This window comes from Streptomyces sp. NBC_00457, from assembly GCF_036014015.1.
Lineage (GTDB): Bacteria > Actinomycetota > Actinomycetes > Streptomycetales > Streptomycetaceae > Streptomyces.
Genome location: NZ_CP107905.1, coordinates 7,183,698 through 7,208,280, shown reverse-complemented (window position 1 = coordinate 7,208,280; position 24,583 = coordinate 7,183,698). Strand labels below are relative to the sequence as shown.

Here is a 24,583-nt window from a genome sequence, read left to right as displayed (position 1 = left end):
GCCGGGGCTTGACCTTCTGGGCGGAGGGGACGGGGGACGCGCTGACCGGGGCGCCAGGGCCCGGGACGCCGCGATCGTATGCGGTCCGGGCGCGCACCGTAAGGGAGGCGGGCGTGCACTGGTGCGGCGGGGGCCTGTGGATCAGGGAGAATGGGCGCCATGAGCGTGCGTATCAAGTCATCCGAGCCGTCCGAGGCCACCCATCGCGCCGGCTTCGCCTGCTTCGTGGGCCGCCCGAATGCGGGCAAGTCCACCCTTACGAACGCTCTGGTCGGCCAGAAGGTCGCGATCACCGCGAACCAGCCGCAGACCACGCGGCACACGGTAAGGGGCATCGTGCACCGGGAGGACGCCCAGCTGATCCTGGTCGACACCCCTGGGCTGCACAAGCCGCGCACGCTGCTCGGCCAGCGGCTCAACGACGTCGTACGCACCACCTGGGCCGAGGTCGACGTGATCGGCTTCTGTCTGCCGGCGAACGAGAAGCTCGGCCCCGGTGACCGCTTCATCGCCAAGGAGCTGGCCGGGATCAAGAAGACCCCGAAGGTCGCCATCGTCACGAAGACGGACCTCGTCGACTCCAAGACCCTCGCCGAGCAGCTGATCGCGATCGACCAGCTCGGCAAGGAGCTCGGCTTCGAGTGGGCGGAGATCGTGCCGGTGTCCGCGGTCAAGGACCAGCAGGTGGACCTGCTGGCCGACCTGCTCGTCCCGCTCCTGCCGGAGGGCCCCGCCCTCTACCCCGAGGGTGACCTCACCGACGAGCCCGAGCAGGTCATGATCGCGGAACTGATCCGCGAGGCCGCGCTGGAGGGCGTCCGCGACGAACTCCCGCACTCCATCGCGGTCGTCGTCGAGGAGATGCTCCCCCGCGAGGACCGCCCCGCCGACAAGCCCCTCCTCGACATCCACGCCTTCGTCTACATCGAGCGCCCCAGCCAGAAGGGCATCATCATCGGCCCCAAGGGCAAGCGCCTGAAGGAAGTCGGCATCAAGAGCCGCAAACAGATCGAGGCGCTGCTCGGTACCCCGGTCTACCTGGACCTGCATGTGAAGGTGGCGAAGGACTGGCAGCGCGATCCGAAGCAGCTGCGCAAGCTCGGCTTCTGAGCTTTCAGGCAGACCATGAGCTTTCAGGCAGACCTTCGGAAGCCGATCGTCGGGACCGCGCGGGCCAGGGGCCAAGGGCGGGTCGATGCCTCCGGGACCAGGGACTGAAGGAACGCGTACCGCTGGAGCGCCGCCTGGTCCTGTCCCTCCAGGGACTGCACCTCGCGCCACCACGTGGCGATCTCGGCCCAGCCGGGGGCCGAGAGGGAGCCGCCGAATTCCTGGACGGAGAGGGCGGCGGTGAGGCCGGCGAAGGCGAGGCGGTCGGCGAGGGGCCAGCCGGCCAGGGTGCCGGTGACGAAGCCGGCCACGAAGACGTCCCCGGCGCCGGTCGGATCGAGGGCCTCCACGGCGATCGCGGGCACCTCCGCGGTCTCGCCGGTACGCCGGTCCACGGCGTACGCGCCCTCCTTGCCGAGGGTGACGACGGCGACCGGCACATGCTCGGTGAGGGCGTGGGCGGCGGCGCGCGGGCAGGTGGCGCCGGTGTAGCGCATGGCCTCCTCGGCGTTCGGCAGGAACGCCTCGCAGTACTTGAGATCGGTCAGCCCCGCCAGATCCCAGGCACCGGTGTCGTCCCACCCGACGTCGGCGAAGATCCGGGCGCCCTTGCCCGCGGCCTGGGCGACCCAGTGGGCGGGTCTGCCCGGGGTGAGCGAGGCGATCGCGGCACGCGCGCGGGGCGGACAGTCCGGCGCGGGCTCCTCCGGCGGCGGCTCGTGGCCGTGGGAGACCATCGTGCGCTCGCCCTCGTACGCCATGGAGACGGTGACCGGCGAGTGCCAGCCGGGCACGGTGCGTGCCAGGGAGAGGTCGATGCCCTCGCCGTGCGCCAGGGCGTCCCAGCAGTACTCGCCGTAGTGGTCGTCACCGAAGGCCGCGGCCAGGGACGTCCTCAGGCCCAGCCGGGCCAGCGCGGTCGCCATGTTGGCGACGCCGCCGGGGCTGGAGCCCATCCCGCTGGCCCACGACTCGGTGCCCCGCACGGGCGCCGAGTCGAGGCCGGTGAAGATGATGTCGAGGAAGACGGTGCCGGTGAGGTACACGTCCCAGGGCGGGTCGTCTGACCTGCGCAGGGGCCCCAGGGGGTCGACCTGGGCCTGGCAGCGGTGTCCCTCTCCGTTGAACACGATCACGGTGAGCTCCCTGGCATGGTGCGGATCAGGCCAGTGTGCCTCACACCACTGACACCGCGCCGTCGCTCACCGTCAGCCACCGCCCCGCGCAGACCCGCCGCAGGTCCCGGCCGTACGGCGCGGACGGCACCCCGCGTCACCTCGGACGCCGTGACCGTGGGAGCCTTCGCCGGCCGCGTACGGATCCGGTCATTTCGTCCCCCGCCCCGCACCGGCGGCACGCTTACCAGCGAGGGACCGCCGGGGTGACCCAGCCCGGGTCGGCGATGCGCATGGCGGCCGCGTCGTCGCGCTCCCGCAGCGCGCCGTCGTCATCCAGCCACCGCTGGTGCAGGAACCGCAGCTTGTCGCGGTCGAGCTCGACTCCGAGGCCGGGGGCGTCACGGACGGCCACCTTGCCGCCCTCGAAAGTCAGCCGCTCGGTGAGCACGTCCTCCGACTGCCAGGGGTAGTGGGAGTCGCAGGCGTGGTGGAGGCCCGGGACCGTCGAGGCCACGTGTGTCATCGCGGCGAGGCTGATCCCCAGGTGGGTGTTGGAGTGCATGGACACCCCGACGCCGAACGTCCGGCAGATCGCGGCGAGTTGCTGCGTGTTCCGCAGCCCGCCCCAGTAATGGTGATCGGAGAGGACGACCTGCACGGCATCCTTCGCGAACGCCTCCTTGATCTCACCGAACGTCGTCACGCACATGTTGGTGGCGAGCGGCACGCCCGCCCGTCGCCCACCACCGCCCTTGTCCGAGGCGCTTCGCGCCGCCCCTTTCAATCCGGCGGCGACCTCGGCCATCGCGGACGTACCCAGCGTGGGATCCTCCAGATACTCCAGGACGTCCCCCACCTCCTCCGCCACGGTCAGCGAAGTAGCCACGGACCAGGCCCCGTTGGGGTCAAGACGCAGCGGATGCCCGGGAAACGCCTCCGCCAGCGCCCGTACGGCGGCGATCTCCTCCTCCGGCGGAAAGACACCCCCCTTGAGCTTGAAGGACGTGAACCCGTACCGCTCCTTGAACACCCGCGCCTGCGCGACCACCCCGGCCGGATCGACGGCGGCACCCCAGTCGTCCTTCTCACAGGCCACACCCTCCGGATGATCGGCCCACCTGTAGAACAGGTACGCGCTGTACTCCACCGCGTCCCGCACCTTGCCGCCGAGCAACGCATGCACCGGCAGCCCGACCGCCTTGCCGAGCGCGTCCAGGCAGGCCACCTCGAACCCGGAGACGACGGACAACCGCAACTTGTCCGCGGTCTGAACACCACGCAGCCCACCCACGTCGACCTGACCGGAAACCCGCGACTGATCGACGGCAACCTCGTCGGCGACCGTGAACAGCTCGTTCAGATCGGAGACTTGACGCCCGATCAGCTTCGCGGCGAAGGGCCGCGCCAGCTCCAGGTACTTGGTGTCGCCGTACGTCTCACCGACCCCCACGACCCCGTCATCGGTCACGACCTCGACGATCAACCGGGGCGTGTACGGCTGATGGACACCCTGGGTATTCAGCAGAGGCGGATCGGCAACGAGGACAGGGGTAAGGCGCACGTCGGTAATGGAGAGGTCCACAGAGAGGCTCCTACGAAGTCGAATCAGCAGGACTACAGCGCCCCTTCAGGGGCGCGGGGAACTGCGCGACCAGCCCCCACCGGCCCGCAGGCGACAAACCACCCCGCTCAACCGAACTCGTACGCCGCGACCTCCGCGAGATACCCCGCCCGCCGCTCCTCATCGTGCTCCAGAAACGCCGCGAGAAACGAGTTACGCGCCAACTCCCGCAACCGATCCTCCCCAAGCCCCAGCGCCAACCGCACCGCATCGAAGTTGTCCCCGACGTACCCGCCGAAGTAAGCCGGATCGTCAGAGTTCACCGTGCACAACAGCCCCGCATCAAGCATCGCCGGCAACGGATGCTCGGCAAGAACACCCACCGCACGCAACCGGACATTGGAGAGCGGGCACAAAGTCAGCGGCACACGCTCCCGCACCAGCCGCTCGACGAGGACCGGGTCCTCCATACACCGCAGCCCATGGTCGATCCGCTCGACGCCCAGCACGTCCAGCGCCTCGGTGATGTACTCCGGCGGTCCCTCCTCCCCCGCATGCGCGACGCGCCGCAGCCCCAGCTCCGCCGCCGCCTCATACACCTCGCGGAACTTCACCGGCGGATGCCCGACCTCGGCGGAGTCCAGCCCGATCCCCACGATGCGGTCGAGATACGGCTTCGCGGCCTCCAGCGTCGCCATCGCCGACTCGGCGGAATCGTCGCGCAGGAAGCACATGATCAGCTGCGTGGAGATGCCATGGTTCCGCTCGCTGCTGCCCAGCGCCCGCCACAGCCCCTCGACGACCGTGCCCATGCCCACGCCCCGCGCGATGTGCGCCTGCGGGTCGAAGAAGATCTCCGCGTGCCGCACACCCTGCGAGGCGGCACGCGCGAGGTAGGCGTCGGCGAGATCTTCGAAGTCCCGCTCGGTCCGCAGAACGGCCATGAGCTCGTAGTACAGGTTCAGAAAGGACTGGAGGTCCTCAAACTGGTACGCCTTGCGGAGCTGGTCCGTGTCGGCGTACGGCAGCTCGACGCCGTTGCGCGCGGCGAGCTCGAAGGCCAGCTCGGGCTCGAGTGTGCCTTCGATATGGAGGTGCAGTTCTGCTGTGGGGAGGGGCATCGAAATATCGTACGGGCGTTTTATCGCCGTTTCGGAACCGGCACCCTCAGCAGATCGTGCGCCACGGTCAGCTCCCCCTCGAACCCGGCGGCCCGCGCCTGCCGCTCGAACTCGTCGGGCTCGGTGTACCGCTGGCTGAAGTGGGTGAGCACGAGATGCCGTACGCCCCCCTCCTTCGCCACCCGTGCCGCCTGACTGGCCGTCAAGTGACCGTGTTCTACGGCGAGTTGCTCGTCCTCGTCGAGGAACGTGGACTCGATGACGAGCATGTCGCAGCCCTCGGCGAGGGCGTACGCCCCGTCGCACAGCCGGGTGTCCATGACGAACGCGAACCGCTGTCCGCGCCGGACCTCGCTGACGTCCTCCAGCGTGACGCCGCCGAGAACGCCCTCGCGCTGGATGCGGCCCACGTCCGGGCCCTTGATGCCGTGCGCGGCGAGCCGGTCGGGGAGCATCCGCCGCCCGTCGGGCTCGACGAGACGGTAGCCGTACGACTCGACGGGGTGGGAGAGCTTGCGGGCTTCCAGGGTGTAGGCGGGGGTGGTGGCGAGCGCCCCGTCGGCGGTCACGGGTGCCTGGGTGATCTGGACCGTCTCCCGGTAGGCGGTGGCGTACCGCAGCCGGTCGAAGAAACGCTGGCCCGACTTCGGGTAGTGGGCGGTGATCTCGTGCGGCACCTGGTCGAGGTTGATGCGCTGGATGACACCGGCGAGGCCCAGGGAGTGATCGCCGTGGAAGTGGGTGACGCAGATCCGGTTCAGGTCGTGCGCGGCGGCCCCGGCGCGCAGCATCTGGCGCTGGGTGCCCTCGCCCGGGTCGAACAGGATGCCCTCGCCGTCCCAGCGGAGCAGATAGCCGTTGTGGTTGCGGTGCCGGGTCGGGACCTGGCTGGCCGTGCCGAGGACCACCAATTCACGTACGGACACGGTGAGTTATCCGGGCGGCCACTGCATGCCGCGACCGCCCATGACGTGGGCGTGCGCGTGGAAGACGGTCTGGCCGGCGCCGGCTCCCGTGTTGAAGACGATGCGGTAGCTCTCCAGCTTGTCCTCGTCGGCGACTGCCTTCGTCTCGCGCAGTACGTCCGCGGCGAGTTCCGGGGCCTCGGTGGCGAGTTCGGCGGCGTTCGCGTAGTGGGCCTTGGGGATCACCAGGACGTGAACGGGTGCCTGGGGGTTGATGTCACGGAACGCGACGGTCGTCTCCGTCTCTCGGACGATCGTCGCCGGGATGTGCCCCTCGACGATCTTGCAGAACAGACAGTCGTCCTGCGGTTCCCCAGCCATACGGCCTCCTGACGCCGGGTTGATCGAATGTGGGTGCATCGTATCGTCGCCTGAGGCGCCAAGCTGCGGGCAGTCGTGCCGCCTGTGGCGGCACGGGTGGGCGCAGGCGGCACCCCGTCAGCGCCGGGCTGCGCGACCCACCCCCGCCCAGCCCCCCGGCAGGGTCACGGCAGACTCGGCGGCACCTTCGCCGGCGTCTCCTCCAGCGCGGCCAGCGCCAGCCTCACCGCCTCGTCCAGTTGGACGTCTCTCCCCGCCGCGTAGTCCTGGGGGCGCTGGACCACTTCCACGTCCGGGTCCACCCCGTGGTTCTCCACACCCCAGCCGTAGTTCTCCAGCCAGAACGCGTATTTGGGCTGGGTGACGCGCGTGCCGTCGACCAGCCGGTACCGGTTGTCGATGCCGATCACGCCGCCCCACGTACGCGTGCCGACGACCGGCCCGATTCCCAGCGCCTTGATCGCCGCGTTGACGATGTCCCCGTCGGACCCGGAGAACTCGTTGGCGACGGCGACGACGGGACCGCGGGGGGCGTCCTCGGGATAGCTGTACGGCCGCATGCCGCGCGGGGAGGCCCAGCCGACGATGCGGCGGGCCAGCTTCTCGACGACGAGCTGGGACGTGTGGCCGCCCCGGTTCTCCCGGACGTCGACGACGAGCCCTTCCCTGGCGACTTCCACGCGCAGGTCGCGGTGGATCTGGGCCCAGCCCGGCGCCTGCATGTCGGGGACGTGGAGGTAGCCGAGACGGCCGCCGGAACGTTCATGGACGTAGGCCCGCCGGTCGGCGACCCAGGCGTGGTAGCGCAATGGCTCCTCGTCGGCGACGGGGACGACGACGGCGTGCCGGGGCTCGCCGCCGCCGGAGGGCGACACCGTCAGCTCGACCGGCTTGCCCGCCGTACCGACGAGGAGGGGGCCGGGCCCGGTCACCGGGTCGACCGGGACGCCGTTCACCGCCACGATCGCGTCGCCTGCGCGCACAGCCACACCAGGCGCAGCCAAAGGCGCACGGGCATCCGGGTCGGACGTCTCGGAGGGCAGGATCCGGTCGATGCGCCAGCTGCCGTCCCCGTGCCGGGAGATGTCCGCGCCGAGCAGCCCCTGCCGGTCCCCGCTGCCGTGGCCGCCGCGCGGCACGACGTACGCGTGGGAGGTCCCCAGCTCGCCGTGCACCTCCCACAAGAGGTCGACGAGGTCGTCGTGGGTGGCGACGCGGTCGAGGAGGGGGCGGTAGCGGTCGAGGACGCCGTTCCAGTCCGTGCCGCCCAGGTCGGGACGCCAGAAGTTGTCCCGCATGATGCGGCCGTTCTCCTCGTACATCTGCCGCCATTCGGCGGCCGGGTCGACGGTCTGGCGGATCCGGCCGAGGTCGACGGTGATGTTGGTGTCGCTCTCGTCGTCGTTCGCGGCCCGCCGGTCGCTGGGGACGACCTTGAGCCGGCCGTCGGTCCGCAGCAGGACCCGCTTGCCGTCGCCGCTGACCCGGAAGTGGTCGGCGTCGTCCGCGAGATGCTCCAGGCGCCGCTGGACGAGGTCGTACCGCTCCAGCTCCGACTTGGGGTCGGGGTCGTCCGGGTTGGCCCGGGTGGCGCCCAGCGACCCGCGCACCGGGTGGCGCAGCCACAGCACGCCGTCCTTCGCGGCGCGCAGCCCGGAGTAGCGGGCGGCCTCGACGGGGAACGGCACGATCCGGTCGGCGAGTCCCTCCAGGTCGACGCGGGTGGTCGGGGCGCCCTCGCTGTCCGGGGTCTCGTCCTTGTCCGGCGCGTCGAAGGGGCGGCCGTGCCGCTGCGGGCCGAACGGGGACGGGGTCGTCGCGGCCAGCGTGATCAGGTGCGGGCGGGAACCGACGACGAAGGCCAGGTCGAAGACGTGCTCGTCGTAGACCGGGTCGAAGGCGCGCGTCGACAGGAAGGCGAGATGTTTGCCGTCGAGGGTGAAGGCGGGCGCGTAGTCCTGGAAGCGCAGCGGGGTCGCCTCGGTGACCGACAGGTCGGTGGTGTTGGCGAGTTTGAGATGGCACAGCGGGCGCGGGCCGGGGTGCGACCAGGCCAGCCATGCCGAGTCGGGCGAGAAGACCAGGCCGGAGGCGTCACCGTCCTCGCTGCGGTCGACCTCGCGCACCTCGCCCGTCTCGCGCTCGACGAGCAGCACGCGTCCGTCGTGCGAGGCCACGGCGGCCCTGCTGCCGTCGGGCGCCATCGCGAGCCCGAGCACGCGGCCGAGCTGTCCGGCGGCGAGCCGACGCGGAGTCGCCCCCGGCGTCAGACCGGTCGCCGGCGCGAACTCCAGGGCGTCGTCGCCCTCGGCGTCCGTCACCCACACCACCCACTCCTCGCCCTCCGCGCGGAACGTGCGCGGCAGCCGGGCCCGTACACCGGGTTCGGCGGCGAGCGCGCGGGCCGGTCCCGAGCGGTGGGTGACCCAGTGCACGGCGCCGCGCACCGCGACCGCGCTGCCGCGCGCGGTGTGGTCGGGGGACGCCGACCCGAACCAGCGGGCGGCGTTCACCGGGTACGGCTGCCGGTCGGTGCGCTGCCCGCCGAGCCGGATGTCGAGCTTGCGGGGCTCGGCGCCGTCGAGGTCGTCCAGGACCCAGAGTTCACCGGCACAGGAGTACACGACGCGGGTGCCGTCACCGGAGGCGTGCCGGGCGTAGAAGCCGTCGACGGGAGTGTGCCGCCGCAGATCCGAACCGTCCCCGAGGGAGGAGTACAGCGCCCCGACCCCTTCGTGGTCGGACAGGAACGCTATCCGCTCCCCCGCCCACACGGGGTACTCGATGTTGCCGTCGACGTCTTCATGCAGCCGTACGAACTCCCCGTCCCCCTCGTGGTCGATCCACAACTTGCCCGCCGTACCGCCCCGGTACCGCTTCCACCACGCCGCCTCCCGCCCCATCGGCGAGGAGAGCAGCACCGCGCTCGGGCCGTAGGCGACATGGCCGACCCAGCCGTACGGCAGGACGGTCGACGGTCCGCCGTCGAGCGGGACGGCGTGGGCCCAGCTGCGGCGGAGGTTGGCCTGGCCGTAGGTCGTGATGGCGAGGACCTGGCCGTCGGGGGTCCAGCCGCGCACCTGGGTGCGTGAACTGCCCCAGTGCGTCAGGCGCTTGGCGGGACCGCCGTCGATGGGGGCGATGTGCACCTCGGGGGCGCCGTCGCGGGTGGAGGTCCACGCCACCGTCGTACCGTCGGGCGAGATGCGCGGCAGGGTGACCGGCACATTGTCGGCGCTGACCCGCCAGGCCCGGCCGCCGTCGAGAGGCGCGAGCCAGACGTCGTCCTCGGCGGTGAAGGCGACCAGGTCACCGTGCAGGTGCGGGAAGCGGAGATACGCGGCGGATGCGGGCTCTGTCACCCGATCACCCTATGCAGGCGCGGCGCCGCTGGACAGGCCTTTGGATCACTTGCCCGGTCCGCGGGAACCACGGCTCACTTGCCCTCGGGCCAGCAGTTTGGCTGCTCCTTGCACCACAGGGTCTTCGTCTCGGTGACCGTCACCGTGGCCCCGGGTTGCTGCGGGTCATTGACCGGCGGGGTGCTCTTCGCGTCGCAGTCGCCGAGCCCCTCGACGTGGAACCACTCCTTGCCGTCGATCTTGGCGGTGAGGTCCCCCCTTACACACTTGCCGTTGACCGCGCGCGTCACCTTGCCGGCGACGGTGATGTCCTGCCCCTGGTCGGTACGGCCCTGGCAGTCGACGTCGGCGACGGCGTTCTCGCTCGGGCTCGAACTCCCCGACGCGGAGGCCTTGTTGCCATCACCGAAGGACGCCGTACAACTGAGCCAGCTCACCTTCGCGTTCCGCCGCTCCAGCTCCTTGGTGACGGTCTGGTCGGTCGTGTACGCCACCGTCGCCGAACTCAGCCCAGCCGGATCACAGCCGACGACCACCCCGACGACTCCGACCACGGCAACGACCCTGCGCAATGCCCCCATGGGAGGGCAGCCTCCCACTGACCCGCCAGACACGAAAGAGCGCATACGGCCACTCAAGCGCCGCCCGACCGAAGCGCCCCGTAGGGGCGCGGGGAACTGCGCGACAAGCCCCCACCGACCCGCAGTCACGTACGAAGCAGCAGCCACTCCTGAAGCTCCACCAGGTTGCCCTCAGGATCCTTGAGATGCGCGACACGCATACGCGCCGCCATATGAGTCGGCCCATGCAACAGCGTGGCCCCGCGCGCGGCGACCTGCTCGCAGTACGCGTCCAGGTCATCGACGCGCAGGACGACCAGAGAACGGTGCCCGGTCGCCGCATCCCCCAACTCCCCCAACATCTCCGCCATCATCGCCCGGTCCTGCAGCGCAATCCCCGCAGAGCCCGTCGCGGGACTGAACTTCTCGTACGGCCCCTCCGTCGCCCCCGACTGCGGCTTGAGCCCGAGAACCTCGGAGTAAAAGCGATAACACGCGGCGAAGTCGGTGACGAGCAGCCGTACTTGAGCGAGTTCCATGACCACTCCCGGGTGTTCAGGACCACCGGCCGGTGCGGCCGAGAAGAAGCGCCGCCGCCGCGGTACCGGCGGTGGAGGTACGCAGCACACTGGGCCCCAGCCGGTACGCCCGCGCACCGGCCTCGGCAAACAGCCTCAACTCCTCGGGAGAGACGCCCCCTTCGGGCCCGACGACCAGCACGATCTCACCCTCGGCGGGCAGTTCGGCACCGGCGAGGGGTTCCGTACCGCTTTCATGCAGTACGGCGGCGAAGTCGGCCTTCGCGAGAAGTGCCGCGACCTGCTTGGAGGTCGCGGCGTCCGCGACGTCGGGGAAACGCACCCGGCGGGACTGCTTGCCGGCCTCGCGCGCCGTGGCCCGCCACTTGGCCAGCGCCTTCAGTCCGCGCTCGCCCTTCCACTGGGTGATGCAGCGGGCGGCGGCCCACGGCACGATCGCGTCGACGCCGACCTCGGTCATCGTCTCGACGGCGAGTTCGCCGCGGTCGCCCTTGGGGAGGGCCTGGACGATCGTGATGCGGGGTTCGGGCTGCGGCTGCTCGGCCACCGGGTCCAGCCGGACGATGAGGCGGTCCTTGCCCTCGGTGTCCAGCACCACGCACTCCGCCCAGCGGCCCGCCCCGTCGGTGAGCACCACGTCCTCGCCGGGCCGCAGCCGCTTCACCGAGACCGCGTGCCGTCCCTCGGGGCCGTCGAGGACGTACCGCCCGCCGCTGTCCGCGTCGAAGTGCTCGACCACGAAGACGGGGGCGGTCATCAGGCACCGCCGCCCATGGAGGGAGCGGCCGACAACGCTGTCTTCGCTGCGGCGATCTCGGCGGCCAGCACCTCGACCAGCTGTCCGGCGGGCAGTTCGCGGGCCATCCGGTGGCCCTGTCCCGCCCACAGCGCCATGCCCTGCGCGTCGCCCGCCTTGGCCGCCGCCTTGCGCAGCGGCGAGGTGAGGTGGTGGACCTCCGGGTAGGCGGCGGGCGCGTACGGGCCGTGCTCGCGCAGGAAGCGGTTGACCAGGCCGCGGGCCGGGCGGCCGGAGAACGCCCGCGTCAACTCCGTACGGACGAACAGGGGGTTGGTGAGCGCCTGCTTGTGCAGGGCGTTGGCGCCGGATTCGGGGGTGGCGAGGAACGCCGTGCCGAGCTGGGCCGCACTGGCGCCCGCGGCGAGGGCGGCGGCGATCTGGCTGCCGCGCATGAGGCCGCCGGCGGCGACGAGGGGGAGCGACACGGTCTCGCGGACCTGCGCGATCAGCGACAGCAGGCCGATGCCGCCGCCGTCCGTCTCCTGGACGTCCCGGTGCGTGCCCTGATGGCCGCCCGCCTCGACGCCCTGCACGATCACTCCGTCGGCACCGGCCCGCTGCACGGCGAGGGCCTCCTCGGCGGTGGTCGCGGTGACCAGCGTGAAGGTGCCGACGCGGCGCAGCGAGTCCAGTACGTCCCGGCTGGGCACGCCGAAATGGAACGACACCACCGGCACCGGGTTGTCGAGCAGGACGGCGAGCTTGGCGTCGTAGCCGTCGTCGCGGCCGCTGTCGGGGTCCCCCAGCTCGGTCTCGTACCAGGCGGCCTCACCGGCGAGCTGATGGGCGTAGACGTCCACGGCGGCGGCATCGGCGTACTCCGGCTGCGGCATGAACAGGTTCACGCCGAACGGGCGGCTCGTGATGCCCCGCAGCTGTTTGATCTCCTGGTACATGCCGTCGGCGGTCTTGTACCCGGCAGCCAGAAACCCGAGCCCGCCGGCCTCGGACACGGCCGCAGCGAGATGCGGGACGGAGACTCCGCCCGCCATGGGGGCCTGCACGATCGGATGAGGGAAGAGATCGGTCAGTGCGGAGGACATGACGGCATGTTGTCACGTCCTCCGAACAAGTCCGAATCCGGCCTTCCCCTTGGCATAGGCCACCGGCATGCCAGAGCTAACGCCCGTTGAAAGCGTCCTTCAGCCTCGAGAACAGCCCCTGCTGACCGGGCTGGAACTGCCCCGTAGGCCGTTCCTCGCCGCGTAGCTTGGCCAGCTCGCGGAGGAGGCGTTCCTGTTCGGGGTCGAGTTTGTTGGGGGTCTGGACCTCGACGTGGACGATGAGGTCGCCGCGTCCGCCGCCGCGGAGGTGGGTGACGCCGCGGCCGTGCAGCGGGATCGACTGGCCGGACTGGGTGCCCGGGCGGATGTCGACCTCTTCCAGGCCGTCCAGCGTCTCCAGCGGGACCTTGGTGCCGAGCGCGGCCGCCGTCATCGGCAGCGTGACCGTGCAGTGCAGGTCGTCGCCGCGCCGCTGGAACTGCGCGTGCGGCAGCTCGTGGATCTCGACGTACAGGTCACCGGCGGGACCGCCACCGGGCCCCACCTCACCCTCGCCCGCGAGCTGGATCCGCGTGCCGTTGTCGACACCGGCCGGGATCTTGACCGTGAGGGTGCGACGGGAGCGGACCCGGCCGTCACCGGCGCACTCCGGGCACGGCGTCGGCACGACCGTGCCGAAGCCCTGGCACTGGGGGCAGGGCCGGGACGTCATGACCTGGCCCAGGAAGGACCGGGTGACCTGCGACACCTCACCGCGACCGCGGCACATGTCACACGTCTGCGCACTCGTCCCCGGCGCGGCCCCCTCGCCGCTGCAGGTCGAGCAGACGATCGCCGTGTCGACCTGAAGGTCCTTGGTCGTGCCGAAGGCCGCCTCGTCCAGCTCGACGTCCAGCCGGATCATCGCGTCCTGGCCGCGCCGCGTACGCGACCGCGGGCCCCGCTGGGACGCCGTACCGAAGAACGCGTCCATGATGTCCGAGAAGTTCCCGAAGCCACCCGCGCCGAAGCCGCCCGCGCCACCGGCGCCGCCGGCCTGGGACAGCGGGTCGCCACCGAGGTCGTAGACCTGCTTCTTCTGCGGGTCCGACAGCACCTCGTAAGCGGCGTTGATCTCCTTGAACCGCTCCTGGGTCTTCGGATCCGGATTGACGTCCGGGTGCAGCTCGCGTGCGAGCCGCCGGAAGGCCTTCTTGATCTCTTCCTGCGACGCGTCGCGGCGCACGCCGAGAACGGCGTAGTAGTCCGTGGCCACTTACGACTCCGCCAGGATCTGTCCGACGTACCGTGCCACTGCGCGTACCGCTCCCATCGTTCCTGGGTAATCCATGCGGGTCGGTCCGACCACGCCGAGCTTGGCGACTGCCTCGCCGCCCGAACCGTAGCCGACCGACACGACAGACGTGGAGTTGAGTCCCTCGTAGGCGTTCTCATGACCGATGCGTACGGTCATGCCCGAATCCCCGGCCTCACCAAGCAACTTGAGGAGCACGACCTGCTCCTCCAGTGCCTCGAGCACCGGCCGGATCGTGAGGGGAAAGTCATGCCCGAAGCGGGTGAGATTGGCGGTGCCGCCGATCATCAGCCGCTCTTCGTTCTCCTCGACGAGGGTCTCCAGAAGTGTGGAGAGCACCGTCGAGACCGTGCCGCGGTCCTCGTGGTCGAAGCCCTCGGGCAGGTCCTCGACCAACAGCGGGACATCGGTGAACCGGCGTCCGGCGACCCGGCTGTTGAGCCGCGCGCGCAGATCGGCGAGGGAGGCCTCACCGAACGGCGCCGGACAGTCGATCATCCGCTGCTCGACCCGCCCGGTGTCCGTGATCAGCACGAGCATCACGCGCGCGGGAGCGAGCGAGAGCAGTTCCACGTGCCGCACGGTGGAGCGGGTGAGCGAGGGGTACTGCACGACGGCGACCTGCCGGGTCAGCTGCGCGAGCAGCCGCACGGTCCGCGCCACCACATCGTCGAGATCGACGGCCCCGTCGAGGAAGTTCTGAATCGCACGCCGCTCGGGCGCGCTCATCGGCTTGACGCCGGCCAGCTTGTCGACGAAGAGGCGGTAGCCCTTGTCCGTGGGGATGCGCCCGGCACTGGTGTGCGGCTGGGCGATGAACCCCTCGTCCTCCAGGACCGCCATGTCGTTGCGCACGGTCGCCGGGGAGACACCGAGGTTGTGCCGCTCGGTGAGCGCCTTGGAGCCGACCGGCTCCTCCGTGCCGACGTAGTCCTGGACGATGGCGCGCAGCACCTGAAGCCTGCGTTCACTCAGCATCTCGCGCACACCTCCAGAAGTCGTCCTCTCGGCGCCTCGCCTGGCACTCTTCGCTTCCGAGTGCCAGAGTTCCCCGGCCCAGTGTACGGCGGTCGGGTGCGCACGGGGCAAGGACGGGGTCGTACGGCTAGCGTCGCCGTATGAGCGTGACTTGGGAAGAGCTGGGGTGGGAGCGGCTGGCGGCCGGGGTCGGGCGGTGCCGGCTGCCGGTCTGGGACTGCACGGTGGGGCTGGTCGTCGGGGCGGGCGCGGCCCTGGTGATCGACGCCGGGTCGAGCCTCGCGGAGGGTGCACGCGTGCGTGCGGGGGCGCAGGAGCTCGCCGGCCACCGTGTGACTCATCTCGCGCTCACCCACCCGCACTTCGACCACGTCTTCGGGGCGGGGGCGTTCGCGGGCACGGAGTTGTACGGCGCTGTGGGCATCGACACGGTGTACTCGCACACCGGGCGCGAGGAGCTGCGCGCGGACGCGGTACGCCACGGTCTGGACGCCGGCCCGGCGGACGAGGCGGTGGCGTCCCTCACACCGCCCCGCCATCACGTCTCCGGCGAGTGGACCCTCGACCTGGGCGGCGGCCGGCAGGTCCTCCTCGCCAACGTGGGTCCTGGCCACACCGCCCACGACCTCGCGGTCCTGGTCCCCGGCGATCCGGAGGTCGTGTTCTGCGGCGATCTGGTCGAGGAGTCGGGGGACCCGCAGGCGGGCACCGACGCCGTACCGACCCACTGGCCCGCGGCACTTGATCGTCTGCTGGACCTGGGCGGCGAGGACGCGCTGTATGTGCCCGGTCACGGAGCGGTGGTGGACGCGGCGTTCGTCCGCGCGCAGCGGAACGCGCTCGCCCGCCGATTCGGCGTGTCGTGACCACGCCCCTCCGGCTTCTCCTATCGTCATCCGAATGCGCCAGTACTCTTCGGACCTCACCCCGCCGTGGAAGAAGTCCAAGCCCGTCCCCGAGGTCCCGGCGGACCCCGGCCTGGTCGTCGAGGAACCCGGCACCGGCTTCTGCGGCGCGGTGATCCGCTGCGAGGCGGGCACGGTGACCCTGGAGGACCGCTTCGGCAAGCACCGCGTCTTTCCCCTGGAACCACGGGGCTTCCTCCTGGAGGGCCGAGTGGTGACCTTGGTCAAGCCCGCCGCCGGTCCCGTACGTCCCACCCGTACCGCATCCGGCTCCGTCGCTGTCCCCGGCGCCCGCGCGCGTGTCGCCCGCGCGGGCCGCATCTACGTCGAGGGCCGGCACGACGCGGAACTCGTCGAGAAGGTCTGGGGCGACGACCTCCGCATCGAGGGCGTCGTCGTGGAGTACCTGGAAGGCATCGACGACCTCCCATCCATCGTGGCCGAATTCGCACCGGGCCCGGACGCACGGCTGGGGGTCCTGGTCGACCACTTGGTACCGGGCACGAAGGAGTGGCGCATCGCGCAATCGGTGCCGAGCGAGCACGCCCTGGTGGTCGGCCACCCGTACATCGACATCTGGGAGGCCGTGAAGCCGTCGTCACTGGGGATCGCGGGGTGGCCACGGATTCCGCACGGCCAGGACTGGAAGACGGGCGTGTGCCGGGCCCTGGGGTGGCCGGAAAACACCGGTGCGGCGTGGCAGGGGATTCTGGGGCGGGTGCGGTCTTATCGGGATCTGGAGCCGGAGTTGCTGGGGAGGGTGGAGGAGCTGATCGACTTCGTCACGGGTAGCGGTGGGGCTTGACGCCGGAGTAGGTGCCGAATCCGGTGGTGTCGAGTTCGATGCCGAGCGGCTCCAACGGCGTGATCAGTCCACCAAGTCCCTGACCACCGCATCCGCCAGCAACCGCCCCCGAAGCGTCAGCACCGCGTGCCCCTCGTCGTACGGCCGTTCCTGAAGGAGCCCCTCCTCCAGCGCCCGCCGGGACGCCTTGCGGCCCGGTTCCCGGAGGAGAGCCAGCGGTACGCCCTCCCGGAGCCGCAGCTCCAGCAGGATCCGCTCGACCCTCCTGTCCTCCTCCGACAGGAGCTCGCGCCCGGCCCCCGGCGACCGCCCCTCCGCCAGCGCCGCCGCATAAGCCCCCGGGTGCTTCACGTTCCACCACCGCACCCCGCCCACGTGCGAGTGGGCTCCGGGTCCGGCGCCCCACCAGTCGGCGCCTCGCCAGTACAGCTCGTTGTGCAGGCACCGCCCCGCGTCCGACGTCGCCCAGTTCGACACCTCGTACCAGTCGAAGCCGGCCCCGGACAGCACCGACTCCGCGATCAGATACCGGTCGGCGTGGACGTCGTCGTCGGTCATCGGAACCTCGCCGCGGCGGATGCGCCGGGCCAGTTGTGTGCCCTCCTCGACGATCAGGGCGTAGGCCGAGACGTGGTCGGGACCGGCGCCGATCGCGGACTCCAGGGAGGCCCGCCAGTCGTCGTCCGACTCCCCCGGCGTGCCGTAGATCAGATCCAGGTTGACGTGGTCGAAGCCCGCCGCCCGGGCCTCCGCGACGCAGGCCTCCGGGCGTCCCGGCGTGTGCGTACGATCCAGCACGCGCAGTACGTGCTGCTTCGCGCTCTGCATGCCGAAGGAGACCCGGTTGAAGCCGCCCTCCCGGAGCGTGGCCAGATACGCGGGGTCCACCGACTCCGGGTTCGCCTCGGTCGTGATCTCGGCGTCGGGGGCCAGGCCGAACTCGTCGCGGATCGCGCCCAGCATGCGGACGAGGTCGTCCGCGGCCAGCAGGGTCGGCGTACCGCCTCCGACGAAGACCGTCCGCACGGCGCGCGGGTCGTCGCCGAGGACCTTGCGGGCCAGGCGGACCTCGTCGATCAGCGTGTCCGCGTAGTTGTCACGGGACGCCAGCACGCCGCCCGTGCCGCGCAGCTCGGTCGCGGTGTAGGTGTTGAAGTCGCAGTAGCCGCATCGGGTGGCGCAGTACGGGACGTGCAGATAGAACCCGAGGGGGCGGGCGGCGGCGTCGGCGAGCGCGGAGGCGGGGAGCGCGCCGTCGTCGGGGACGGGCTCGCCGTCGGGGAGTGCGGAAGGCATGCCTTCCATTGTCCAGCACAGGAACCTTTACTCGGCTTGCAGCACCAGCAGCGCCAGGTCGTCCTCCGGCGGCCGCCCGCCGAACTCGTGCACCAGCCTGCGGATCCGCTCCGCGATCAGCTCCGCGCTGAGCCCCTCGCACCCCGCCAGGGCCTCCGCCAGCCCGTCGCCGTCGTCGAACTGGCGGGAGCCGGAGCGCCGCTCCGTCACCCCGTCCGTCACGCACAGCAGCGTGTCGCCGGGGCCCAGCTCAAAGGTTTCGCTGGTGTACGTCTCGTCCTCGACGACGCCGAGAAGGGTCTGCGGGCGGGCGGCCGTACGGACGGAACCGTCCGGGCCGAGCAGGAGGGGCAGCGGGTGGCCCGCGGATGCGAGCGTGCAGCGTACGCCGCCGTCGAAGGGCGCCAGCTCGCCGTAGAGGAGGGAGAGGAAGCGGGTCTGCGGGCCGTCGTCCGGCCGGCCGCCCGCGGCGACCAGCACGCGTGCCGCCGCGTCCGCGGCCTCGGTGGCGTCGTCGAGGAGGAGCTGGTTGAGGCGGTCGAGGACATCGGCGACGCGGTAGCCCTCGCGGGCCAGCAGCCGCAGCCACGGGCGGGCCAGACCGATCACCACGGCGGCCTCGGGGCCCTTGCCCTGTACGTCGCCGAGCGCGAAGCACCAGCGGCCGTCGCCGGCCGGGAAGAGGTCGTAGAAGTCGCCGCTGGGTCCGCCCTTGTCGCAGGGCTCGTAGACGAGGGCGCTGTGCACGCCGGGGATCTCGGCGACGGCGCCGGGGAGCAGCCCGCGCTGGAGCACGGCGCTGATGGTGGCCTGGCGGGCGTACTGGCGGGCCGTGCCGATGGCGAGCGCCACCCGGCGGCCGAGGTCCTCGACCAGCCCGGTGATCTCGTCGGGGAAGCGGAACAGCCCGGACCGTCCGATGACGAGCGTGCCGAGCGGTCGGCCGCCCGCGATCAGCCGGTACGCCAGTGCCGAGCCGTGCTCCGCGCGCGGGCCGAGGGCGTCGCCGGGCCAGGGGTAGGGGACGGGGCCCGAGCGGACCGGGTCGGGGGCGCGCGGCGGATCCTTCTCCAGGGCCTGGCGCAGTTCCTCGATGCGGTTCTCGCTGCTGTGCCAGACGCGGGCGAGCCGGGGCCCGGTGCCGGTGACGCCCTCGGACCAGCCTCCGCGGCCCATGACCTCGTCCTCCAGCCACACCGCGCACCACTCGGCGAGGCGCGGCACGATCAGCTGTCCGGTGAGCGCGGCGACGAGATCCTCGTCGAGCTGTCCGGCGAGCAGGTCGGAGGCCTCGGCGAGGAAGGACAGGGCGCCCCGGTTGAGCCACTCCCGGTCCCGCTCGGCCTGCTGCGGTTCGGGGGCGAGGTAGTCGGCGACGCGGAGGCTGCAATCCCCGGCGTACGCGCCGGGCGCCTCGGCGGGCAGTCGCGCCCACAGCGTCTTGGCGCCCCGGCGATAGGTGACCCCCCAGTCCTCAGCGAGCGTGGCGACGAGGCGCAGGCCGCGGCCGTACTCCGGTGTCTCGTACGGCGGTTCGCTGTCGCTGTCGCGCGGGGCGCGCGAGGGATGCTGGTCGGTGACCTCGACGACCAGGTCGCCGGCCGGCGCCTCCAGCCGGCAGACCAGCCCGACGTCGGTGCCCGCGTGGATGACGGCGTTGGTGACGAGTTCGCTGACGACCACCACCGCGTCGTCGGCGAGCCGCTGCGTGACGTGTTCGGTGCCGGGCAGGCCCAGTTCGGTCCATTCGGCGAGTGCGGCGTGCAGAAGTGCGCGGGCGGCTCCGGGCGCGAGGGGGCTTCCGCAGAGGGTCGTATTCACCTCCGCGCTCCGGTGCCCGCTCTCGTGCGCAGGTGCACCAGAGGCACGGGGATCGGTCTCCCGTTGCATCGGAATGGCCCCCATGTCCAGCTCCCGGAGCAGATCGGACGAATAGCCTCGGTCGATGCGGACAGAGTGACAGACTGGCCACGCCCATAAGCGCCGAGTTACCGAAGTGGGCCGCCATGAGTGAGAACAGTGCTACGCGTGTGCTCGAAGACGGACACATTCGGGCATCGGATTTGCGCCCTCTGCTCGCCGCGATGACCGCAGCCCGCGACGGAGACTTCTCCAGGGTGCCGGAATCCGGCCATGGATCGGGTCATGGCGACGGCAACGGCCTGGTGGCCGAACTCGCCGCCGTCTTCAACCAGATCATGGACCGCAGCAACCACTTCAACACGGAGGTGCAGCGCGTACGACGCGAGCTGGTCCGGCACGGCCGGCTCGACGAACGCCTCTCGGCCAGCCCCGGCCAGGGCGACTGGACGTCCCGCGTCAACGAGGTGAACCAGCTGCTCGACGCCCTGGTCGCCCCGGCCGCGAACGCCACGCGAGTGCTCGATGCCGTGGCGGGCGGCGATCTGACCCAGCGGGTCGATCTGCACGACGGCAGCAGGCAGTTGCGCGGTGATCTGCGGCACCTCGGGCGTGCCGTGAACAAGATGGTGGACCAGCTCTCCCTGTTCACCGGCGAGGTGACCCGGGTCGCCCGTGAGGTCGGCACGGAGGGACGGCTCGGCGGACGGGCCAAGGTGACAGGCTTGTCGGGCAGTTGGCGGGATGTCACCGAGGCGGTCAACACGATGGCGTCCCGGCTCACCGCTCAGGTGCGCGACATCGCCCTGGTGACCACGGCGGTGGCCCGCGGTGATCTGACCCGCACGGTCACGGTGGAGGCGACCGGTGAGCTGCTGGAGCTGAAGCTCACCGTGAACACGATGGTCGACCAGCTCTCCGCCTTCGCCGACGAGGTCACCCGGGTGGCCCGCGAGGTCGGCACGGAAGGGCAGTTGGGCGGGCGGGCGCAGGTACGGGGCGTGTCCGGGGTCTGGAAGGACCTCACCGACAACGTCAACTTCATGGCCTCGAACCTGACCTCCCAGGTCCGCAACATCGCCCAGGTCACCACCGCCGTCGCCAACGGCGATCTGAGCCAGAAGATCACCGTCGACGCCCGCGGCGAGATTCTGGAACTGAAGTCGACGGTGAACACGATGGTGGACCAGCTGTCCGCGTTCGCCGACGAGGTCACCCGGGTGGCCCGCGAGGTCGGCACCGAAGGAGACCTCGGGGGCCGGGCGCAGGTGCGGGGCGTGAGCGGCGTCTGGAAGGACCTCACCGAGAACGTCAACTTCATGGCGGACAACCTCACTTCGCAGGTCCGCAACATCGCGCTGGTGTCCACGGCCGTCGCCCAGGGCGACCTGTCCAAGAAGATCACGGTCGAAGCCAAGGGCGAGATCCTGGAGCTCAAGACCACCTTCAACACCATGGTCGACCAGCTCTCGGCCTTCGCCGACGAGGTCACCCGGGTGGCCCGCGAGGTCGGCACGGAAGGAAACCTGGGCGGGCAGGCGCAGGTGCGGGGTGTCAGCGGCGTCTGGAAGGACCTCACCGACAACGTCAACTTCATGGCGCTGAACCTGACGTCGCAGGTCCGCAACATCGCCCAGGTGACCACCGCCGTCGCCAACGGCGACCTGTCGAAGAAGATCACCGTCGACGCCCGCGGCGAGATCCTCGAACTGAAGGACACCGTCAACACGATGGTGGACCAGCTGCGCGCCTTCGCCGACGAGGTCACCCGCGTGGCCCGCGAGGTCGGCACCGACGGCCGGCTCGGCGGACGCGCGCAGGTGCTGGGCGTCTCCGGCGTCTGGAAGGACCTGACGGACAACGTCAACTACATGGCGGACAACCTCACTTCGCAGGTCCGCAACATCGCCCAGGTGGCGACGGCCGTGGCGCAGGGCGACCTGTCGAAGAAGATCGACGTGGACGCGCGCGGCGAGATCCTGGAGCTCAAGACCACCATCAACACCATGGTGGACACGCTGTCCTCCTTCTCCTCCGAGGTCACCCGGGTGGCCCGCGAGGTCGGCTCCGAGGGCCAACTCGGCGGCCAGGCACGGGTGGAGGGCGTGTACGGCACCTGGAAACGCCTGACGACGAACGTGAACGAACTCGCCTCGAACCTGACCACCCAGGTCCGCGCCATCGCCGAGGTCGCCTCCGCGGTGGCCCAGGGCGACATGTCCCGCTCGATCACGGTGGAGACCCAGGGCGAGGTCGCCGAGCTGAAGGACAACATCAACCTGATGGTGGCCAACCTCCGCGAGACCACCCGGGCCAAGGACTGGCTGGAGTCCAACCTGGCCCGTCTCGCCGCCCTGATGCAGGGCCACCGCGATCTGATGGAGGTCGCCGACCTGATCCTGCGCGAGCTGACCCCGCTGGTGAACGCCCAGTACGGCGCCTTCTACCTGGCCGATCCGGACGAGGACGGCGCCGCGCTGCGCACCACCGTCCCGTCGAAGGGCCTCGCGTTCATCGCCGGATACGGCGCGGCACAGGGCGCGACGGTGGAGACCGGCGGCCTGCCCACCCACGGCCTGGTCCGGCAGGCGGCCCGCGAGAAGAAGCGGATCCTGGTGGAGGAGGCCCCGCCGGACTACATCAAGATCAACAGCGGGCTCGGTGAGGCGGCGCCCACCAGCGTGGTCATCATTCCGATCCCCTTCGAGGACAAACTCCTCGGCGTGATCGAGCTGGCCTCGTTCTCCCGCTTCTCCGACGTCCACCTGGCGTTCTTCGACCAGTTCGTGAACACCATCGGCGTCGCCATCAACACCATCATCGCCAACTCCCGCACCGAGTCCCTGCTCGGCGAGTCCCAGCGGCTGGCGATGCAGCTCCAGGAACGGTCGGACGAACTCCAGGAGCAGCAGGCGGAGTTGCAGCGCTCGAACGCCGAACTGGAGGAGAAGGCCGCCCTGCTGGCCACCTCCTCGCAGTACAAGTCGGAGTTCCTGGCGAACATGTCGCACGAACTGCGCACCCCGCTGAACTCCCTGCTGATCCTGGCGAGGCTGCTGTCGGACAACCCGGACGGCCATCTCTCCGACCAGGAAGTGCAGTTCGCGACGACGATCCACCGCTCGGGCTCGGATCTGCTCCAGCTGATCAACGACATCCTGGACCTGTCGAAGATCGAGGCGGGCAGGATGGACGTACGCCCGAAGAAGCTCCCCCTCATCAAGCTCCTCGACTACGTCCACGCCACCTTCCGCCCGCTCACCATCGACCGGGGGCTCGCCTTCGAGGTGGCGGTCGGCGAGGACGTGCCGCGCGAGATGTACTCGGACGAGCAGCGGCTGCAGCAGATCCTGCGCAACCTGCTCTCCAACGCGATCAAGTTCACCGCGACCGGCCGGGTCGAACTCCGCGTCAGCCGGGTCAAGGACCCCCAGCACCACTACGTCCGCGACACCGACGAGGTGATCGCCTTCGCCGTCTCGGACACCGGCATCGGCATCGCGCCGGAGAAACTCCCGGTGATCTTCGAGGCGTTCCAGCAGGCCGACGGCACGACCAACCGCAAGTACGGCGGCACGGGACTGGGGCTGTCGATCAGCCGCGAGATCGCCGGCCTGCTGGGCGGCCGTATCGCCGCCGAGAGCGAACCCGGCAAGGGGTCCACCTTCACCTTGTACGTCCCGGTCGTCAGCCCCGGTCACTCGGCGACCGGCCCGGTCCCCGAGCAGCGTCCGCTGCCGGTGCCGGAGCAGCTGTCGGCCGAGCCGTACACCGCGCACGAGCCCGACGACAGCTGGCCGGCACCCACCAAACTGGAGGAGTGGAAGTCCGGTCGCGCGGGTCAGGTCCTGCCCGGACGGCGGGTGTTGATCGTGGACGACGACATCCGCAACGTCTTCGCCCTCACCCATGTCCTGGGGAGGGTCGGAATGCCGGTGCTGTACGCGGAGAACGGCCGCGAGGGCATCGAGACCCTGGAGCGCAACCCGGACGTCGAACTCGTCCTGATGGACATCATGATGCCGGAGATGGACGGTTACGAGACCATCGCCGTCATCCGCAGCACCCCCCGCTGGACGGGCCTGCCCATCGTCGCGCTGACCGCGAAGGCGATGCCGGGAGACCGCGAGAAGTCCATCGCCCGGGGCGCCAACGGCTACGTACCCAAGCCCGTCGACGTCGACCAGCTGCTGACCGTCGTCTGCGCCCTCCTCGATCCGGAGGGCGCAGACACGCAGCACACCGACGGCGACACGGAGACAGCAGTACCGGAACCGGACCCGGCAGGGGAGGCCGCGGTTCCGCCCTCTAGTGAGTGAGGCACAGTCATCATGAGCGCTGAGGCAACGACCGGCGAGCGCGCGAACATCCTCCTGGTGGATGACATGGAGGACAACTTGATAGCGCTTGAGGCCGTCCTGGGGTCCCTCAACGAACCGCTCGTGCGGGCACGTTCGGGCGAGGAGGCGATGAAGGCACTGCTGCGGCAGCAGTTCGCCCTCGTCCTTCTCGACGTCCGTATGCCGGGCATGGACGGCTTCGAGACCGCCGCGAACATCAAGCGGCTCGACCAGACCAAGGACGTCCCCATCATCTTCCTCACCGGCGCGGAGGACGACTCCGGCTACGCCTTCCGCGGCTACGCGACCGGCGCCGCGGACTACCTGACGAAGCCGTTCGATCCTTGGGTGCTACGGGCCAAGGTGAGCGTCTTCCTGGAGCTGCACCGCAAGAACCGGCAACTGGAGCGCCTGAGCGGGGAGATGAGCACAAGACTGGCCGTACTGGAGGAACATCTGACGGGGCCCAACCCACCGGACAAGGCAGCGCTCCTGAGGCAGGTAGTGGAGCTACGCCAACTGGTAAGCAAGGGCCGCGTGAACTGACCTGAAGGGGCGCGGGGCTGTGTCGATATGCGGCTCCGCCGCGTGGGCGCGACCAGCCCCAACGAACCCGCAGCCGCCACGCAGCCCCACCACCCCTCC

Annotated in this window: 19 protein-coding genes; 5 read left to right on the top strand and 14 right to left on the bottom strand. The window is 70.6% G+C overall.

The genetic code is table 11. The annotated features are described in order from the left end of the window. Positions 1-150: 150 nt before the first annotated feature. Positions 151-1,110, top strand: coding sequence for a GTPase Era (gene era, locus OG828_RS32850; RefSeq protein ID WP_210574481.1), 960 nt, complete (start codon positions 151-153; stop codon positions 1,108-1,110). Between the two features lie 23 nt (positions 1,111-1,133). Here era and OG828_RS32845 read toward each other — a convergent pair whose 3' ends face one another. From OG828_RS32845 to hrcA, 12 genes are all read right to left on the bottom strand, one after another. Further along, complete coding sequence (locus OG828_RS32845; protein WP_328503185.1) at positions 1,134-2,246, bottom strand: carbohydrate kinase family protein; 1,113 nt, start codon at positions 2,244-2,246, stop codon at positions 1,134-1,136. Positions 2,247-2,469: 223 nt separating this feature from the next. After that, a complete protein-coding gene (locus OG828_RS32840; protein ID WP_328503184.1) occupies positions 2,470-3,810 on the bottom strand; it encodes a glucarate dehydratase family protein in 1,341 nt (446 codons plus the stop codon). Positions 3,811-3,917: 107 nt separating this feature from the next. Then, positions 3,918-4,910, bottom strand: coding sequence for an adenosine deaminase (locus OG828_RS32835; protein WP_328364621.1), 993 nt, complete (start codon positions 4,908-4,910; stop codon positions 3,918-3,920). 20 nt (positions 4,911-4,930) lie between these two features. Next, positions 4,931-5,836, bottom strand: coding sequence for a ribonuclease Z (locus OG828_RS32830; RefSeq protein WP_328364619.1), 906 nt, complete (start codon positions 5,834-5,836; stop codon positions 4,931-4,933). A 6-nt stretch (positions 5,837-5,842) separates the two neighbouring features. After that, the gene (locus OG828_RS32825) at positions 5,843-6,196 is read right to left on the bottom strand and encodes a histidine triad nucleotide-binding protein (protein ID WP_328364617.1); all 354 of its coding nucleotides are present in this window, start codon (positions 6,194-6,196) and stop codon (positions 5,843-5,845) included. A gap of 164 nt (positions 6,197-6,360) precedes the next feature. Then, the gene (locus OG828_RS32820) at positions 6,361-9,558 is read right to left on the bottom strand and encodes a S41 family peptidase (RefSeq protein WP_328503183.1); all 3,198 of its coding nucleotides are present in this window, start codon (positions 9,556-9,558) and stop codon (positions 6,361-6,363) included. 74 nt (positions 9,559-9,632) lie between these two features. After that, the gene (locus tag OG828_RS32815; protein WP_328364613.1) at positions 9,633-10,139 is read right to left on the bottom strand and encodes a hypothetical protein; all 507 of its coding nucleotides are present in this window, start codon (positions 10,137-10,139) and stop codon (positions 9,633-9,635) included. 125 nt (positions 10,140-10,264) lie between these two features. Then, the gene (locus OG828_RS32810) at positions 10,265-10,657 is read right to left on the bottom strand and encodes a VOC family protein (protein ID WP_328440701.1); all 393 of its coding nucleotides are present in this window, start codon (positions 10,655-10,657) and stop codon (positions 10,265-10,267) included. A gap of 16 nt (positions 10,658-10,673) precedes the next feature. Next, positions 10,674-11,414 (bottom strand): 16S rRNA (uracil(1498)-N(3))-methyltransferase, encoded by a 741-nt coding sequence (locus OG828_RS32805; protein WP_328503182.1) that lies wholly within the window; start codon positions 11,412-11,414, stop codon positions 10,674-10,676. Continuing rightward, complete coding sequence (locus OG828_RS32800) at positions 11,414-12,499, bottom strand: nitronate monooxygenase (RefSeq protein ID WP_328440699.1); 1,086 nt, start codon at positions 12,497-12,499, stop codon at positions 11,414-11,416. Before OG828_RS32800 ends, OG828_RS32805 begins: the two co-directional genes overlap by 1 nt. 76 nt (positions 12,500-12,575) lie before the next feature. Continuing rightward, on the bottom strand, positions 12,576-13,715 hold the full coding sequence (dnaJ, locus tag OG828_RS32795) for a molecular chaperone DnaJ (RefSeq protein ID WP_328364605.1): 1,140 nt from the start codon (positions 13,713-13,715) through the stop codon (positions 12,576-12,578). After that, on the bottom strand, positions 13,716-14,732 hold the full coding sequence (hrcA, locus tag OG828_RS32790; RefSeq protein WP_210574499.1) for a heat-inducible transcriptional repressor HrcA: 1,017 nt from the start codon (positions 14,730-14,732) through the stop codon (positions 13,716-13,718). It abuts the gene before it with no gap. Positions 14,733-14,872: 140 nt separating this feature from the next. Between hrcA and OG828_RS32785 the strand changes: the two genes are divergently transcribed. Next, a complete protein-coding gene (locus tag OG828_RS32785; protein WP_328503181.1) occupies positions 14,873-15,598 on the top strand; it encodes an MBL fold metallo-hydrolase in 726 nt (241 codons plus the stop codon). Positions 15,599-15,632: 34 nt separating this feature from the next. Further along, positions 15,633-16,442: a DUF3097 domain-containing protein gene (locus tag OG828_RS32780; RefSeq protein WP_328364601.1), complete on the top strand. Its 810-nt coding sequence runs from the start codon at positions 15,633-15,635 to the stop codon at positions 16,440-16,442. A gap of 63 nt (positions 16,443-16,505) precedes the next feature. Here the strand turns inward: OG828_RS32780 and hemW are convergent, their stop codons facing one another. Continuing rightward, positions 16,506-17,738 (bottom strand): radical SAM family heme chaperone HemW, encoded by a 1,233-nt coding sequence (hemW, locus tag OG828_RS32775; protein ID WP_328503180.1) that lies wholly within the window; start codon positions 17,736-17,738, stop codon positions 16,506-16,508. A 27-nt stretch (positions 17,739-17,765) separates the two neighbouring features. Then, on the bottom strand, positions 17,766-19,643 hold the full coding sequence (locus OG828_RS32770) for a SpoIIE family protein phosphatase (protein WP_328503179.1): 1,878 nt from the start codon (positions 19,641-19,643) through the stop codon (positions 17,766-17,768). A gap of 179 nt (positions 19,644-19,822) precedes the next feature. Between OG828_RS32770 and OG828_RS32765 the strand changes: the two genes are divergently transcribed. Beyond that, positions 19,823-23,917: a HAMP domain-containing protein gene (locus OG828_RS32765; protein WP_328503178.1), complete on the top strand. Its 4,095-nt coding sequence runs from the start codon at positions 19,823-19,825 to the stop codon at positions 23,915-23,917. A gap of 12 nt (positions 23,918-23,929) precedes the next feature. Further along, a complete protein-coding gene (locus OG828_RS32760; protein WP_328364593.1) occupies positions 23,930-24,484 on the top strand; it encodes a response regulator in 555 nt (184 codons plus the stop codon). Positions 24,485-24,583: the final 99 nt, after the last annotated feature.

Bases quoted from the DNA above. Each gene is read 5' to 3' on its own strand.
- hemW (WP_328503180.1), bottom strand. From the start codon at position 17,738: ATGCCTTCCGCACTCCCCGACGGCGAGCCCGTCCCCGACGACGGCGCG.
- OG828_RS32815 (WP_328364613.1), bottom strand. From the start codon at position 10,139: ATGGGGGCATTGCGCAGGGTCGTTGCCGTGGTCGGAGTCGTCGGGGTG.
- OG828_RS32780 (WP_328364601.1), top strand. From the start codon at position 15,633: ATGCGCCAGTACTCTTCGGACCTCACCCCGCCGTGGAAGAAGTCCAAG.
- OG828_RS32760 (WP_328364593.1), top strand. From the start codon at position 23,930: ATGAGCGCTGAGGCAACGACCGGCGAGCGCGCGAACATCCTCCTGGTG.
- hrcA (WP_210574499.1), bottom strand. From the start codon at position 14,732: ATGCTGAGTGAACGCAGGCTTCAGGTGCTGCGCGCCATCGTCCAGGAC.
- OG828_RS32765 (WP_328503178.1), top strand. From the start codon at position 19,823: ATGACCGCAGCCCGCGACGGAGACTTCTCCAGGGTGCCGGAATCCGGC.
- OG828_RS32810 (WP_328440701.1), bottom strand. From the start codon at position 10,657: ATGGAACTCGCTCAAGTACGGCTGCTCGTCACCGACTTCGCCGCGTGT.
- OG828_RS32800 (WP_328440699.1), bottom strand. From the start codon at position 12,499: ATGTCCTCCGCACTGACCGATCTCTTCCCTCATCCGATCGTGCAGGCC.
- OG828_RS32835 (WP_328364621.1), bottom strand. From the start codon at position 4,910: ATGCCCCTCCCCACAGCAGAACTGCACCTCCATATCGAAGGCACACTC.
- era (WP_210574481.1), top strand. From the start codon at position 151: ATGGGCGCCATGAGCGTGCGTATCAAGTCATCCGAGCCGTCCGAGGCC.
- OG828_RS32805 (WP_328503182.1), bottom strand. From the start codon at position 11,414: ATGACCGCCCCCGTCTTCGTGGTCGAGCACTTCGACGCGGACAGCGGC.
- OG828_RS32785 (WP_328503181.1), top strand. From the start codon at position 14,873: ATGAGCGTGACTTGGGAAGAGCTGGGGTGGGAGCGGCTGGCGGCCGGG.
- OG828_RS32825 (WP_328364617.1), bottom strand. From the start codon at position 6,196: ATGGCTGGGGAACCGCAGGACGACTGTCTGTTCTGCAAGATCGTCGAG.
- OG828_RS32770 (WP_328503179.1), bottom strand. From the start codon at position 19,643: ATGGGGGCCATTCCGATGCAACGGGAGACCGATCCCCGTGCCTCTGGT.